Genomic DNA, 15,070 nt, shown 5'->3' with positions numbered 1-15,070 from the left:
TCTACTTCTCTTTTTAACGCCCCTTGAAAAGGAGTGTTAGGCTCCCCATTATTATGTAGATAAACTAAGAAAAAGCGAGTTCGTAAACCATCACCTTAGATGTAGTTCACACTCCTTTCTATTAATAATATGAATCTTTTTTTATAAAAAGGAGAACCAAGTGCGTTGGCTCCCATTAATTGTTATCTGCCTTCTTATCTATGTAGAAGCTGTTATTTTCGTCAATGTGGCATCTTCTATTGGCGTTCTTACAACACTATTCCTTGTGGTGCTAACTTCTTGTGTTGGTGTCTCACTGGTAAAAAATCAGGGCGTAAAAAATATTGCTTCAATGCAACAAAAACTCGCAGTAGGTGAAGTCCCCGCAGCAGAAATGGTGAAAAGCATTTCGTTGATACTGGCGGGTATTTTATTGTTGATCCCTGGCTTCTTTACGGATTTCTTGGGCTTGCTGTTGTTATTACCACCATTGCAAGCGCTATTAGTGACGAAACTGATCTCTCGAATTCGAGTTTATTCAGCAAGTCATGGTCAAAGTGGATTTTCTTCTAATCAGAATGGAACAACATTCGAAGGCGAATTTCAGCGTAAAGAGGATTCACCGAGTAACCAGCTGAATAATAAGGCTGAAGATCAGGATAACGACCATTTTTCTGACAAAAAATAATTAGCCCAAAGCATAATCAACTGAAATGGGGAAAATTTGAAAAAAAATCACACTTCTCCCCTTGAAGTTTTACCGGATGCCCCCACCTGTATCGTCATGGTACTGGTTCATCTTGGGCACTGGTATCAACCTTAATCCTGATATGGACTTTTTTATAGGAGCACTATTAATGAAGATTCGTCCATTACATGACCGTGTTATTGTTAAACGTAAAGAAGTCGAAGCTAAATCAGCAGGCGGTATCGTACTGACTGGCACAGCGGCGGGTAAATCTACTCGTGGCGAAATTTTAGCCGTAGGTCAAGGCCGTATTATGGAAAACGGCGACGTTAAACCGCTGGATGTTAAAGTTGGCGATATCGTAATTTTTAACGACGGTTATGGCGTTAAAACAGAAAAAATTGATAACGAAGACGTGCTTATCATGTCTGAAAGCGACATTTTAGCAATTGTAGAAGAATAATTTTTCTCTTTTAAGATCTTCTTAAACTGAACGAATTCAAAGGAAATATACGATGGCAGCTAAAGACGTCAAATTCGGTGTAGATGCTCGTAATAAAATGTTACGTGGTGTTAATGTTCTTGCAGATGCAGTTAAAGTAACTTTAGGTCCTAAAGGTCGTAATGTTGTTTTAGATAAATCTTTCGGCGCACCTGTTATTACTAAAGATGGTGTATCTGTTGCACGTGAAATTGAACTCGAAGATAAATTCGAGAACATGGGTGCACAGATGGTGAAAGAAGTTGCTTCTAAAGCCAATGATGCGGCAGGTGATGGTACTACAACTGCAACAGTATTAGCACAATCAATCATTGCTGAAGGCTTAAAAGCAGTTGCTGCTGGCATGAACCCAATGGATCTGAAACGCGGTATCGATAAAGCTGTTATTGCAGCAGTCGAAGAATTGAAAAAACTGTCTGTTCCATGTTCAGATACTAAGGCGATTGCTCAGGTTGGTACAATTTCTGCTAACTCTGATGAAACTGTCGGTACTCTGATCGCGCAAGCAATGGATAAAGTAGGTAAAGAAGGTGTTATCACCGTTGAAGAAGGTACTGGCTTAGAAGATGAGCTAGACGTTGTTGAAGGTATGCAGTTTGACCGCGGTTATCTGTCTCCTTACTTCATCAACAAACCAGAAACAGGTACAGCAGAATTAGAAAACCCATTCATTCTGTTAGTTGACAAAAAAGTTTCTAACATCCGTGAATTACTGCCTGTATTAGAAGCCGTTGCTAAAGCTAACAAACCTCTGCTTATCATTGCAGAAGATGTTGAAGGTGAAGCACTAGCAACATTAGTTGTGAACAACATGCGTGGTATTGTTAAAGTTGCTGCTGTTAAAGCACCTGGCTTTGGTGATCGTCGTAAAGCAATGCTGCAAGATATTGCAACATTAACTAACGGTGCTGTGATTTCTGAAGAAATCGGCATGGAGTTAGAAAAAGCGACATTAGAAGACTTAGGTCAAGCAAAACGCGTTGTTATCAACAAAGACACAACAACGATTATTGATGGTTTAGGTGATCAAGACGCAATCAGCGGTCGTGTATCTCAAATCCGTCAACAAATCGAAGATGCAACTTCAGATTATGACCGTGAAAAATTACAAGAACGCGTTGCTAAATTAGCTGGCGGTGTTGCAGTAATTAAAGTTGGTGCTGCAACTGAAGTTGAAATGAAAGAAAAACGTGCTCGTGTTGACGATGCTCTGCATGCAACTCGCGCAGCAGTTGAAGAAGGCGTTGTTGCTGGTGGTGGTACTGCTCTGGTTCGTGTTGCTAACGCTCTGCGTGAGATGGTTGGTGATAACGAAGAACAAACAGTAGGTATCCGCGTTGCATTACGTGCAATGGAATCTCCAATGCGTCAAATCGTTGCTAACGCAGGTGAAGAGCCATCTGTTGTTGTAAACAACGTGAAAGCGGGTGAAGGTAACTACGGTTATAACGCTGCAACTGATGCTTACGGCGATATGATTGATATGGGTATCTTAGATCCAACTAAAGTTACTCGTTCTGCACTGCAATTTGCTGCATCTATCGCAGGTCTGATGATCACAACAGAAGCGATGATCACCGATTTACCTAAAGACGACAAAATGGATTTAGGTGGCGCTGGTGGTATGGGCGGCATGGGTGGAATGGGCGGCATGATGTAATTCATCAGCTAACTGTTTTACATAAAAAACCCGAGCTTAGGCTCGGGTTTTTTTATGCCATTTTATTTCAGAATTATCAGATAATTTATTTTTTCTATAATTAGAAATAACTTATTCTTTATAACTAGACAACAAATCGTTTTTATTGCCCGCTTAAAAAATATTTAAATAAATTGGGATGTTTACCATGTCTGTTGTCGCCATTGTGATTATCTTTCTTTTTGCTGTGATTGTGAGTGTATTTATCTCTTGATTGCTATTAATCATACTGTTCACCTTTCCCAACCTGTGATCCCGCTATCTTTATTGCAATGGGTGTTATTCTCTGTTCATTATTGATAGCCACGATTGCACATGTTAATGAGTTAATTAACCAGACTTGTGAAGATCTTGATGAGATGTCACTACGCAATGAAGCCGGTTCGCATTTATTAGAAATTTATAGTCGTTGTCTTGATAGTGAAGATAGTGTGCAAGAAGGCGCTTTTGATCTGAAACGCTTGTTTAGCATGGAACGCCAGTTGTCACGCAGTGCGTTAAAAATGGAGCGTGATACATTACAGCAGTTACGTAAATTACGTCATACTAGCGAGCATATTTTTCATTGTTTACGCCATGAATTAGATTTAAAAGAAGAAACGTTGAATCATCATTTGAGTTAATTTGACCAATATCATCTTCAGATAGTGGTTTTCTGTCTGAAGATTTTTAAAAAATGAACGAATTATGTGTTCATTCTCGCACTGTATAGACCAAAAATAAGCCAGATCGTTTTAAAAGCATAAAAGCGGTGTAGAATAGAGGCATTGTTGCTTTGTCTATCTCAAAGCCGAATTTGTACGTTAAAATAAGTTTGAAGCGAAAATAATATCTTAAGGCTATTGGCTAATGTGAGATAGTAATGATGATTTATTTTTGCGCATAAGAGGGATGACAAGGTATATTGTTGTCTTGACTAAACGGACACTCAAATAAATGAGGGGATCATGCGAATTAAATTGTTATTGGGAGCTGCTGCAGCGTTATTACTAGCAGGCTGTTCTGCAACAAACACATTAAGCACTGCTGGCTCACAGGTACAAATCACTGATACGCAACCAGGCAGTGAATGCCAATTATTAGGAACAGTGACAGGTGTTCAAAATAACTGGTTATCAGGTTCCCGTACTGAAAGCCAATCACTGCGAGGTGCTGCTAACGACTTACGTAATAAAGCAGCCGCAATGGGTGGTAACGTTATTTTTAACGTTGGTACTGGCGCAGGTAGCTTTGTTGATAGCTTTGCACCATTAGATAGCAAAATGAGTGGGCAAGTTTATAAGTGTCAGTAATTGAATACGTGGTTACTTTTTAAGTACCAAGACCTGACCTCAATACTTTTTTCTTTGGGGTCAGGTTTGTTTTTTTTATTATTAAGGGCAGCTCTATTGAGTATTTAGATCTGCTTAATAACCTCTTTTATCTCGATATCACCATCTAATATTGGAATACATTTTTTAAAGGTGTTCTTCTTATCTAAAATTTCAGCAAGCGTTAACGCTACATTATCAATAGATATTTTGCCATCAGCGGGTATTTCTTCTTTTTTTGTACAGATCTTATGTGTTCCTGAATGTTCAGTTAAATAACCAGCTTGAATTATTGTGTAATCGAGGTTGGTCTGATTGATCAGATAAAGATCTGCAAAATATTTAGCAGTAAAATAATCAATTAATGTGGTCCATTTATCAGGTAATAAAGAATTTACTGCACTAAGCATGATATATCTTTTTATACCTTTCTCCATGGCAATTTGCATGGTTTTTACGGCACCATGTAGATCAACTTGTAATAGATCTTCCCCTCTAGAACCTGTTGTAAAATAGATGGCATCTAAATGTTCAGGGAATTTATGAGAAATGGAAGACAAAGGTTTTGTGATATCTAGTTCAATTTCACGATAATGTGAATCTTTGATTTTAGATGAGTGTGAGATTTTTCTGGTAGTTCCGATGACATGGTGTCCATTAGCTAATAATGTCCCAACTAATTTATGCCCAACTCGTCCTTTTGCACCGATTACCATTATGTTCATATTTTCTCCTCAATACTATTTAAGTGTTCACTGATTTAAAAGACAAAAAAGCACCCAATAAGGTGCTTTTTCATAATGAAAGAAAGTGAACATAACTTAATTAGATAAATGATTTTTATGAAAATCACCACCAAACCTATCTTTATAGTGTAGTCACTTTTGTGTGATTCTGTTGGGTTAATTATATAATCTAAACATAAATAGTATCGGTTAACATCAGGGATCACTCTTGACGTAACCCTAAATCAAGTAACGTCTTACTCGGTTCACCGCCAATTTCACGCGTGAGTTTGGGCACCATATAACCGGAAACTAAACTCATCAGTGCTTTCATAATTTCTCTCGCTTCACTATCTGGCACCATAAAGTGAGCAGCACCTTGTACTTTATCTAGAACGTGTAAGTAATACGGCATAACACCTGCATCAAATAGTGCACGACTTAAATCCGCAAGGACTTCAGCACTGTCATTGACACCGCGTAATAACACACCTTGATTCAATAAAGTGACATTGGCATTTTTTAGCTTTGCACAGGCTTCTCTCAATGCGTCATCAATTTCATTAGCGTGATTGATATGCAGTACCATGATATTTTGCAAACGTGATTGTTGTAAGCGCTGACATAGTGCATCAGTGACGCGAGCAGGAATAACCACAGGTAAGCGAGAGTGGATACGTAAACGTTTAAGATGAGGGATCGCTTCTAGGTGTGTTATTAACCAATCAAGCTCATCATCTTTCGCCATAAGGGGGTCTCCCCCAGAAAAGATGATTTCATCGAGTTTTGGGTTATTTTTGATATACTCTATTGCCTTTTGCCAATTAGCTTTGTTTCCTTTGTTATCTTCATAAGGAAAATGACGACGAAAACAGTAGCGACAATTGACAGCGCAACCACCTTTGACCAGAAGCAATGCACGATTCTGATATTTATGTAATAAACCTGGCACCGCATTTTGTTGCTCATCTAACGGATCCGTAGAAAATCCTGGTGTTATGGTAAATTCAGCATTTGCAGTTAATACTTGCAAAAGTAATGGATCGTTAGGATCGCCTTTTTTCATGCGTGCAACGAATTCACGGGGAACCCGTAGCGGAAAAAGCCGTCGCGCCTGAGCCCCTTTTTGGAGATCAGCGTGATGTTCCAATGCTAAAAGTTGGAGTAATTCAACAGGATCACTGATTGCCTGCGCGAGTTGTGTTAACCAGACTTCTCTGGTGGGGTGATTATGAGTTACAATGTGTGCCATTTTTTGGCTATGCCATTTTAAATTAAAAAAGTTAGAGGATATTCATGGCTTCTTATAATACCAACGATTTTCGTTCAGGTCTTAAAATCATGTTAGATGGCGAGCCAGCCGTCATTACTGAATGTGAATTTGTTAAACCAGGTAAAGGTCAGGCATTTGCTCGTGTACGTCTGCGTAAACTGATCTCTAACAAATTACTGGAAAAAACATTTAAATCTACTGATTCAGCAGAAGGTGCTGATGTCATGGATATCAACTTAACTTACCTGTACAACGACGGTGAGTTCTGGCATTTCATGAACAACGAAACTTTCGAACAATTAGCAGCAGACGAAAAAGCTGTTGGCGATAATGCTAAATGGTTGATCGACCAAGCTGAGTGTATCGTAACACTGTGGGATAATCGTCCTATTGCTGTTATTCCACCAAACTTTGTTGAATTAGAAATCGTTGATACTGATCCAGGCCTGAAAGGTGACACCGCAGGTACAGGTGGTAAACCAGCAACATTAAGCACTGGTGCTGTTGTTAAAGTTCCACTGTTTGTACAAATCGGCGAAGTTATCAAAGTTGATACTCGTTCAGGTGAATACGTATCGCGCGTAAAATAATCGAGTAAATTATTTTACTGAGTGCAACGTTAAGCACAATAAATAATTACCGCAGATAATGTTAAATATCTGCGGTATTTTTTTATTTTAATTTATAAATATTGATTAATAGGTAGTATTTTATTTCTAAAAATTTGAGTGATTTGTATTACTATATTATTTAATTTTTTGTGTTATTATTTTGTTTCTGATTTATTTATCCCTTCATTATTTCTGATGCCCAAATAGAATACCGTATTCAATATTGGAATTGCTAAAAAATAACCGTTTTCTTAAAATGGGGGTGTAGGTTATTTAGGTAAAGATAATCCACAGCAATATTTATTTAAGTTATTTTGACTTTCCTTTAAGAGATATTGAAGAGTATAGATAAAAACATTAATCCTGTAATATTATTGATCTTTATTTTATATTTTAGTTGTACTAGGGAAACCCTTTCAATATAGACATTTACTTTGATATATCTCTTTTGTTTTTTTATTAATTCAATTTATTACATAATAAGTTTAGCTTATTTTATAGGCTAAATACCTTTTTATGGAATGAATTTCCATTTCTTTATTTCTTCTTTTTTTGTAAATCCTCCATACTTAAACACAAATAATAGAATTTTAATCTATACTTTATTTAGGTTAAATATAAATAATATTCTTTGAATTTATTTTAAATTTGAATGTTATCAATTAGTTATATTTAACAGTGGTGCTTGAGTTATTTTAGGAGGCTATATGGAAAATAGAACGATTATTATGGGCGCTGATCCTTCAGGATTTGAACTTAAAAATACGATTAAATCGTATTTGTTAGAAAAAAATTACACAATAAAAGATCTCACAGAATCAGGCCCTATTGGCTATTGTGATGTAGGTGATAAAGTTGGTTCAATTATTTCTGAACATCCTGAATATATTGGCTTTGTTTTCTGTGGTACAGGAATGGGGGTGAGTATTAGTGCGAATAAACATAAAAATGTTTATTGTGGTGTATGTGAAAGTGTCACGACAGCCCGTTTTTGTAAGGTCATTAATAACTGTAATATGATGGCAATGGGCGGCTTATTAATAACACCGTTTAAAGCTAAAATGATGGTTGATGCTTATTTATCAGCAACCTTTACAGAAGGTTTTTCTGAAGCAACACCAGAAGATTTACAATCTGGCTTAAATTCAATGAGACAAGTAGAAAAGAAAATTTATAAAATTTAAGTCATTATTATTATTCACTTTTATAAGCCTGAATTATCAGGCTTATTTTTTTACTTAAGTGATATATTTTGCTTATTAAATAGATAAAGGTTTAGTATCTATACTAGATAATAAATAAAGCATTTTATGGCTTAACAATGAATGAAAAGTAGGTGAACAATGGAACATCAACACTCTGATGCAGTAAATGCCCCATTACGTATTACCTCTAAAACCCGTGATGTTGGAGGGATTGAGACTTATCGTGCTTTACCTGATAAAAAACAACGATTAGTTGGACCTTGGTGTTTTCTCGATCATTTAGGCCCCACTGTTTTTAATGATACTGTCGATAGATTAGCTATTTCTCCACATCCCCATATTGGCTTGCAAACTTTTACTTGGATGTTAGAAGGGGAGATTTTGCATCGCGATAGCCTCGGTTTTCAGCAAGTTATTCGACCTCAACAAGTAAATTTAATGACAGCAGGTCACGGTATTAGCCATTCAGAAGATAGTCACGGCGATAAAAAAGAAGTCCATCTGGCACAATTATGGATAGTGCTACCAAAGGATAAAAGAAATATGCCACCGCGCTTTGATCACTATCCTGCTCTCCCTAAATGGCAAGCTGATGGCGCTGACTTCACGTTACTAATCGGTGATTACCAAAACTACAATTCCCCCGTATTATGTTTATTACCCATGGTTGGCATGGATATTATGGCAAAACATGCCACTCGCATTCCTTTATCATTAAATCCTAAATATGAATATGGGCTTTTTGTCTTAACTGGAGAAATGACAATAGAAGGGGAAAGTTTTGCTGCGAATGAACTTGCTTATATTGGAATACAAAACTCTGAATCATTAACGATTGAACTAAGTGATAACGCTCAAATTCTTTTCTTAGGTGGCGAACCTTTAAATGAAAAAATTTTGATGTGGTGGAATTTTATTGGTCGTAGCAAAGAAGAAATTCAACAAGCAATCACTGATTGGAATGCCGGCAGTGAGCGTTTTGGTAAAGTGGTTAATGATGAAAGAACACCTCTGGTATCGCCTTTAATGCCTTAATTTTATGTTATAAAAGAAATATTAATATTACGTATTTGAACTTAGCTGAGTTATCTAAAGATAATTCAGCTATTTTTTCTCTATGCTCCGCCATTTTTGATATCTAATCATAGTGACGACAAAATTGTTGTTTAGAACTCACCACTTACTGTCAACGTCATTATTGTCGATACGTCATTCCTAATCCCTTCTTATATTTCTATCTCAATGATTTTTATCGTAAATAAATTAGATCCTCTCTTGGCATGAAATATGCTTCATCTAAAGAAAAATTGACGACAGTAATGCTGTTAAACGTTTTTCTCGGAGGATGTGGCGAATGAATCGCTTTGTAATTGCAGAGCCACAACGATGCATAGGGTGTAATACCTGTATGGCAGCTTGTTCAGAAGTTCACCAAGCTGTGGGTTTACAGGCGCATCCGCGTCTTACAGTGGTAAAAGTGGAGGATCAGACAGCACCGATGCTTTGTCGGCACTGTGAGGATGCTCCTTGTGCTCGCGTGTGCCCAGTCAATGCCATCACTCATGAAGATAATATGATCTTTCTTAATGAGAGCCTGTGTATTGGTTGTAAGTTGTGTGGTCTGGTTTGTCCTTTTGGTGCAATTACACCGTCAGGTAGCAAACCCGTTAATTTACCGGCTGTTTTTGATTATTTTGTGCCTGAAGAAATGTTGGCAGATGTACCAGCAAGTCTTCCAACCACCAATCCATTCCTTGCATGGAATGTGGGTGTCCGCGCAATTGCAGTAAAATGTGATCTATGTGCTTTCTCTGATGAAGGCCCTGCTTGTGTCAACGTATGTCCAACTGATGCATTGCATTTAGTTGAAGAAGACAAACTTGAAGAGCAGATGAAAACGCGTCGCTTAGGCTCAGTAATGGAACCAATTACGGGTCTTGACGATTTATCTACTTTGACACAGGAGCGGAAGTAATATGGAACCTCTTCAGTTACTGCTGTGGTCAGTCATCCTGTATGTTGTTGGTGGCGTTATTGCACTGTTTTTGAAAAAACAGGAAGGGTTGGCAATCCTTATTTCAGGGATCAGCGCAATCATTGGTGGTGTCTTAGGTATTTTAAGTGCATTACCGGTTATTTTTGGTGGCGAAATCGCGACTTTTACCACCGCAGGGCCTTTCGATTTTGCTGCCTTCGTGGTGCGTATGGATATGTTAGGCGCCTTTATGGTGTTCGTCATTTCATTACTGGTCAGTGTGTGTGCACTTTATTCTCTTGCTTATGTACAAGAATATAAAGGACGTGGCGCTTGGAGCATGGGATTCTTTATGAATCTGTTTATTGCTTCTATGGTTGGCTTAGTCGTGATGGATAATGCGTTCTACTTTATTATCCTATTCGAAATGATGTCACTGGCTTCTTGGTTCTTAGTTATTGCCGATCAAGATGACGAATCTATCCACGCTGGTCTACTTTACTTCTTTATCGCTCACGCAGGCTCCGTGTTAATCATGATTGCCTTCTTCTTGATGTGGCGTGAAAGTGGTAGCCTTGATTTTGATTCATTTCGTCAACTCTCTCTTTCTCCTGCAATGGCCTCTGTGGTGTTCTTACTGGGTTTCTTTGGTTTTGGTGCCAAAGCCGGTATGTTGCCTTTACACAGTTGGCTACCAAAAGCTCACCCCGCAGCACCTTCACATGCATCAGCATTAATGTCAGGTGTGATGGTCAAAATTGGTATCTTCGGGATAATCAAAGTCGGTATCGATTTATTAGGTGCCACAGAAATGTGGTGGGGAATTGTTGTTCTTGGGTTTGGAGCTGTTTCTTCTGTATTAGGTGTTATGTACGCCTTAGCAGAGCATGATTTAAAACGTTTACTTGCATGGCATACCGTTGAAAATATCGGCATCATCTTAATGGGTGTTGGTGTTGGCATGGTAGGAATGGCAACAGACCATCCTGTTATTGCTGCACTTGGCCTGTTAGGTGCTTTATATCACTTATTAAACCATGCAGTGTTCAAAGGATTATTATTCCTTGGTGCTGGCGCCATTATTAACCAAATTCACACTCGTGATATGGATAAGATGGGTGGGTTAGCCAAACTGATGCCTTACACTGCAACGGCATTCTTAATTGGTTGTATGGCGATTTCCGCGTTACCACCATTAAACGGTTTTGTGAGCGAATGGTATACCTATCAGTCTCTATTCACTATGAGTTACGAAGGTAACTTTGTGATGCGCTTAAGTGGTCCTATTGCCATTATTATGTTGGCAATTACAGGGGCATTAGCGGCAATGTGTTTCGTTAAAGTTTATGGTGTTAGCTTCTGTGGTGGTCCTCGTAGTGAGCAAGCAACAAAAGCTAAAGAAGTGCCACTACCAATGACGATTGCGATGGGTTTATTAGCGCTTTTCTGTGTTGTGTTAGGTGTGGGTGCTGCGTTTGTTGCACCAATTATTGCCAATATTGCAATGTCTCTTAGCGAAACCAGCGCATTAACTGTAACTCAAGGCTCAATGCTTGTTCCTGATGCTGCATCGCAAGCAATGTTCTCTCCAGCATTAACATTTGTTTTATTAATTGCTCTACCGCTTATCCCATTCCTGATTTACCTCGGCCTGAAAGGCAATCAACCTGCGTTTCGTCGTAAAGGTAATCCTTGGGCGTGTGGTTATGTGTGGGAAAAAGATATGGCAGTGTCAGCAGGTGGCTTTACTCAAGCATTACGTAGCATGTTTGCACCACTTTATCGTATGCGTAAACAACTTGATCCATCTCCATTGCTGTCTCGTGGTTTTAATAAAACACAGCTCGGTGCTGAAAAGGTCGAACCATTCTGGGATGAACGCATTATTTATCCTCTGGTTCGTGGTATCCAACGATTTGCAAAACGTATCCAATGCCTACAAGGCGGGGATTTCAGACTCTATTGTCTATACGTTGTCGCAGCGTTGGTCATCTTGCTTTTAGTCATCGCAGCGTAAGGAGAGGGACTTATGACTTTCCAAGAAGCACCTACGTTAATGATGGGAATATTCGCGCTAATACAAGCACTCTTTTTGTTAGCGATAACCCCATTATGTACAGGTATTTCGCGCACAATTCGCGCCAAGATGCATTCGCGTCGAGGCCCCGGAATTCTGCAAGATTATCGAGATATCTTTAAATTATTTAAACGTCAATCAGTAGCACCTGAGCAATCTGGTGTGATCTTCCAAGTGATGCCATATGTGTTACTCGGAAGCATGCTGGTGGTTGCTATGGCACTGCCTGTCTTTACAGCAACATCACTGTTTGCAGGTGCGGCGGATCTTATAGCACTGATTTATCTGTTTGCTCTTTATCGTTTCTTCTTCTCTTTATCTGGTTTGGATTCAGGAAGCCCATTTGCTGGTATTGGTGCTAGCCGTGAATTAACACTGGGTGTGTTAGTTGAGCCTATCTTAGTGTTATCACTAATTGTGGTGGCTTTAATTGTGGGTTCAACCAACGTTGGTACTATCAGTGCAACACTGGCTCAAGGTTGGATATCTCCAACTGCAACACTGTTAGCTTTATTAGCTTGTGCTTTTGCCGCATTTATCGAAATGGGCAAAATGCCATTCGACGTTGCGGAAGCCGAACAAGAGTTACAAGAAGGGCCATTAACTGAGTATTCAGGCTCTGGTTTTGCGATGGTGAAACTGGGTCTTGGTTTAAAACAAGTGGTAGTGGCTGAACTGTTCTTAGCCATATTTATTCCTTTCGGTAAAGCAACAGAATTCACCTTTATTGCATTGATCATTGCGCTAGTTTTAATGGCAGTGAAATTGTTAGTGGTGTTTGTATTAGCGTCATTGGTTGAAAACAGTTTAGCGCGTGGTCGCTTCTTACTGACTCACCATGTGACATGGTTAGGATTCGGTGTTGCGGCACTGGCTCTTGTTTTCTATTTAACCGGTCTATAAGGAGCGATGATTACAATGGAAAATATAGCTCTTGCGACCTTACTCATCCCATTTGCGGGGGCGTTGATTACGTCCTTAATGCCAAATCGGATGGCGAAGTGGTTATGTACACTATTCGCTTTATTAGCCACATTAGGAACGGTTGTTTTAGGTTGGCAGTTCCTCGCTGAAGGTAAAGTCGATACCACAATTACGCTAGTACAATATGGTGATGTTGCGCTCTTTGGTTTTACCATTGACCGTGTCAGTACATTGATTGCTTTCGCTGTTGTGTTCTTAGGATTGTTAGTGAGTTTTTACTCTACTGGCTATCTGACCAATGGCAACCGTGAGCATCCACATGATGGTACTCGTCGCTATTATGCCTTCTTGCTGATTTTTATTGGTGCAATGGCGGGTTTAGTCCTTTCATCGACTATTTTAGGTCAACTCCTGTTTTTCGAAATCACAGGGGGATGTTCTTGGGGATTAATCGGCTACTACCAATCTGAAAAATCACTTCGCTCAGCAATGAAAGCGTTGTTGATCACTCACGTTGCTTCAATCGGTCTTTATCTTGCGGCAGCAACCTTGTTTGTGAGTACAGGTACCTTTGAGTTAACCGCAATTGCAACCTTAGATGAACCAACCAAATTGATTGTGTTTGGCGGAATTCTCTTTGCTGCTTGGGGTAAATCAGCTCAATTACCACTGCAAGCTTGGTTACCTGATGCGATGGAAGCACCAACTCCTGTGAGTGCTTACTTACACGCAGCATCAATGGTAAAAGTCGGTGTTTACATCTTTGCTCGTGCGATTATGTCAGCAGATGGTAATGTCCCTCATCTTATTGGTTGGGTGGGTATTACCATGGCGGTTATCACGTTGATTTATGGCTTTATGATGTATCTGCCACAAAAAGATATGAAACGCCTGTTAGCATGGTCAACCATTACTCAGCTCTCTTATATCTTTCTTGCATTATCTATTTCTATCTTTGGACCGCGTGAAGCGTTTGAAGGCGGTATCGCTTATATCTTTAACCATGCCTTCGCTAAAAGCTTGTTCTTCTTAGTTGCGGGTGCGTTGAGTTATAGCTGTGGTACTCGTATGTTGCCTCGCTTAAAAGGGTTAATTAACAAATATCCATTATTGGGTGTGGGTTTCTGTGTTGCCGCATTGGCAATCGCAGGTGTTCCACCAATGAATGGCTTTTTTAGTAAATTCCCAATTTTTGCCGCAGGTTTTGAACTGTCGAGTGTTTTCTGGGTGATGACACCAATTATGGTGCTAGTACTGATTGAATCTGTTGCTAGCTTCACTTGGTTTATCTACTGGTTTGGTCGTGTTGTTCCTGGCAAACCAAGTACAGAAGTTGCACAAGGGCAACCTGTTCCTATGGCAATGCAAATTGTGATTGGAATACTAATTGTGATGTCCTTTGCATCCAGTGTTATCGCAGTCACTTGGCTAGGATAAGGGAGATAAATCATGACTGGAGCACTTATCGTAAACAATTTGGCGGGGTTAATGATGATCACCTCGCTACTGGTAATTGGCGCTAAAAAGCCGATTGCTTCATGTTGGTTCTATGCATTGCAATCTTTCGTTTTAGTGATGATCTTCGTCACTTTAGCCAATACATTAGATGCTCACCAACTCACACTTTGGGCGATTACCGCCTTCTTTACTAAAGTTCTGCTTGTGCCACTTATTTTAGGATTTGCATTCCGTAAGTTATCCGATCCTAGTGCGAATATCAGTGTTATTAGCCCTGCACTTTTAATGTTGTTGGCTGCTGTTATCGTTATTTTAAGTTGGTTTGTGGTTGAGCCAATTCAAATACCAATGGTTGTTGATTTGAAACCTGCACTCGCAGTTTCTTTAGGACACTTTATGTTGGGTCTGCTTTGTATCGTGACTCAACGAAATATCCTAAAACAAGCTTTTGGTTACTGCTTAATGGAAAACGGCTCTCACTTAACACTGGCACTATTAGCGTGGAGAGCACCAGAACTGGTCGAAATCGGTATCGCCACTGACGCCATCTTTGCTGTGATTGTTATGGCAGTGTTGGCTCGTAAGATTTACCGCACGCTCAACACACTGAACGTGGATCAACTGACCGCGCTGAAGGGGTGAGG

15 protein-coding genes are annotated in these 15,070 nt (G+C 39.3%); 13 read left to right on the top strand and 2 right to left on the bottom strand.

Annotated elements, in window-relative coordinates; genetic code table 11:
* The first annotated feature begins 160 nt into the window (after positions 1-160).
* From DK857_RS12955 to DK857_RS12935, 5 genes are all read left to right on the top strand, one after another.
* Entirely contained in the window at positions 161-667 is a 507-nt protein-coding gene (locus DK857_RS12955; RefSeq protein ID WP_109394973.1) for an FxsA family protein, read from the top strand.
* A 169-nt stretch (positions 668-836) separates the two neighbouring features.
* Positions 837-1,130 carry a co-chaperone GroES gene (locus tag DK857_RS12950; protein WP_036914050.1) on the top strand — a complete coding sequence of 98 codons (294 nt, stop codon included), beginning with the start codon at positions 837-839 and terminating at the stop codon, positions 1,128-1,130.
* 52 nt (positions 1,131-1,182) lie between these two features.
* A complete protein-coding gene (gene groL / locus DK857_RS12945; protein ID WP_036934353.1) occupies positions 1,183-2,829 on the top strand; it encodes a chaperonin GroEL in 1,647 nt (548 codons plus the stop codon).
* A 311-nt stretch (positions 2,830-3,140) separates the two neighbouring features.
* Positions 3,141-3,491 carry a hypothetical protein gene (locus tag DK857_RS12940; RefSeq protein WP_109402379.1) on the top strand — a complete coding sequence of 117 codons (351 nt, stop codon included), beginning with the start codon at positions 3,141-3,143 and terminating at the stop codon, positions 3,489-3,491.
* 324 nt (positions 3,492-3,815) lie between these two features.
* Positions 3,816-4,160: a DUF4156 domain-containing protein gene (locus DK857_RS12935; protein ID WP_023582946.1), complete on the top strand. Its 345-nt coding sequence runs from the start codon at positions 3,816-3,818 to the stop codon at positions 4,158-4,160.
* Positions 4,161-4,264: 104 nt separating this feature from the next.
* Here DK857_RS12935 and DK857_RS12930 read toward each other — a convergent pair whose 3' ends face one another.
* The gene (locus DK857_RS12930) at positions 4,265-4,903 is read right to left on the bottom strand and encodes an NAD(P)H-binding protein (protein WP_109402378.1); all 639 of its coding nucleotides are present in this window, start codon (positions 4,901-4,903) and stop codon (positions 4,265-4,267) included.
* A 223-nt stretch (positions 4,904-5,126) separates the two neighbouring features.
* Positions 5,127-6,155: an EF-P beta-lysylation protein EpmB gene (gene epmB, locus DK857_RS12925; protein ID WP_109402377.1), complete on the bottom strand. Its 1,029-nt coding sequence runs from the start codon at positions 6,153-6,155 to the stop codon at positions 5,127-5,129.
* A gap of 44 nt (positions 6,156-6,199) precedes the next feature.
* On the opposite strand from epmB, the gene efp reads away from it, so the two are divergent.
* The 8 genes from efp to hyfE all read left to right on the top strand — a co-directional run bounded on the left by efp (position 6,200) and on the right by hyfE (position 15,068).
* On the top strand, positions 6,200-6,766 hold the full coding sequence (efp, locus tag DK857_RS12920; protein ID WP_006536168.1) for an elongation factor P: 567 nt from the start codon (positions 6,200-6,202) through the stop codon (positions 6,764-6,766).
* 728 nt (positions 6,767-7,494) lie between these two features.
* Positions 7,495-7,971, top strand: a complete 477-nt coding sequence (locus DK857_RS12915; protein WP_109394978.1) for an RpiB/LacA/LacB family sugar-phosphate isomerase — start codon at positions 7,495-7,497, stop codon at positions 7,969-7,971.
* A 159-nt stretch (positions 7,972-8,130) separates the two neighbouring features.
* Entirely contained in the window at positions 8,131-9,027 is an 897-nt protein-coding gene (locus tag DK857_RS12910; protein WP_109402376.1) for a pirin family protein, read from the top strand.
* A gap of 319 nt (positions 9,028-9,346) precedes the next feature.
* Entirely contained in the window at positions 9,347-9,967 is a 621-nt protein-coding gene (locus DK857_RS12905) for a 4Fe-4S dicluster domain-containing protein (RefSeq protein ID WP_109402375.1), read from the top strand.
* Position 9,968: 1 nt separating this feature from the next.
* Positions 9,969-11,984: a hydrogenase 4 subunit B gene (gene hyfB, locus DK857_RS12900; protein WP_109402374.1), complete on the top strand. Its 2,016-nt coding sequence runs from the start codon at positions 9,969-9,971 to the stop codon at positions 11,982-11,984.
* A gap of 12 nt (positions 11,985-11,996) precedes the next feature.
* Positions 11,997-12,947, top strand: coding sequence for a respiratory chain complex I subunit 1 family protein (locus DK857_RS12895; RefSeq protein ID WP_109394981.1), 951 nt, complete (start codon positions 11,997-11,999; stop codon positions 12,945-12,947).
* Between the two features lie 6 nt (positions 12,948-12,953).
* Positions 12,954-14,405, top strand: a complete 1,452-nt coding sequence (locus DK857_RS12890) for a hydrogenase 4 subunit D (protein ID WP_075673439.1) — start codon at positions 12,954-12,956, stop codon at positions 14,403-14,405.
* Between the two features lie 12 nt (positions 14,406-14,417).
* Entirely contained in the window at positions 14,418-15,068 is a 651-nt protein-coding gene (hyfE, locus tag DK857_RS12885; RefSeq protein ID WP_036934333.1) for a hydrogenase 4 membrane subunit, read from the top strand.
* Positions 15,069-15,070 lie beyond the last annotated feature (2 nt).

Origin of the sequence: Proteus terrae, assembly GCF_003144325.1 — a bacterium.
Taxonomy (GTDB): Bacteria; Pseudomonadota; Gammaproteobacteria; order Enterobacterales; family Enterobacteriaceae; genus Proteus; species Proteus terrae.
This window is presented reverse-complemented; position numbering and strand designations above follow the sequence as displayed.

Excerpts from the sequence above, each read along its gene's own strand:
- DK857_RS12950 (WP_036914050.1), top strand. The coding sequence starts at position 837 with ATGAAGATTCGTCCATTACATGACCGTGTTATTGTTAAACGTAAAGAA.
- groL (WP_036934353.1), top strand. The coding sequence starts at position 1,183 with ATGGCAGCTAAAGACGTCAAATTCGGTGTAGATGCTCGTAATAAAATG.
- DK857_RS12940 (WP_109402379.1), top strand. The coding sequence starts at position 3,141 with ATGGGTGTTATTCTCTGTTCATTATTGATAGCCACGATTGCACATGTT.
- DK857_RS12935 (WP_023582946.1), top strand. The coding sequence starts at position 3,816 with ATGCGAATTAAATTGTTATTGGGAGCTGCTGCAGCGTTATTACTAGCA.
- DK857_RS12930 (WP_109402378.1), bottom strand. The coding sequence starts at position 4,903 with ATGAACATAATGGTAATCGGTGCAAAAGGACGAGTTGGGCATAAATTA.
- epmB (WP_109402377.1), bottom strand. The coding sequence starts at position 6,155 with ATGGCACACATTGTAACTCATAATCACCCCACCAGAGAAGTCTGGTTA.
- efp (WP_006536168.1), top strand. The coding sequence starts at position 6,200 with ATGGCTTCTTATAATACCAACGATTTTCGTTCAGGTCTTAAAATCATG.
- DK857_RS12915 (WP_109394978.1), top strand. The coding sequence starts at position 7,495 with ATGGAAAATAGAACGATTATTATGGGCGCTGATCCTTCAGGATTTGAA.
- DK857_RS12910 (WP_109402376.1), top strand. The coding sequence starts at position 8,131 with ATGGAACATCAACACTCTGATGCAGTAAATGCCCCATTACGTATTACC.
- DK857_RS12905 (WP_109402375.1), top strand. The coding sequence starts at position 9,347 with ATGAATCGCTTTGTAATTGCAGAGCCACAACGATGCATAGGGTGTAAT.
- hyfB (WP_109402374.1), top strand. The coding sequence starts at position 9,969 with ATGGAACCTCTTCAGTTACTGCTGTGGTCAGTCATCCTGTATGTTGTT.
- DK857_RS12895 (WP_109394981.1), top strand. The coding sequence starts at position 11,997 with ATGACTTTCCAAGAAGCACCTACGTTAATGATGGGAATATTCGCGCTA.
- DK857_RS12890 (WP_075673439.1), top strand. The coding sequence starts at position 12,954 with ATGATTACAATGGAAAATATAGCTCTTGCGACCTTACTCATCCCATTT.
- hyfE (WP_036934333.1), top strand. The coding sequence starts at position 14,418 with ATGACTGGAGCACTTATCGTAAACAATTTGGCGGGGTTAATGATGATC.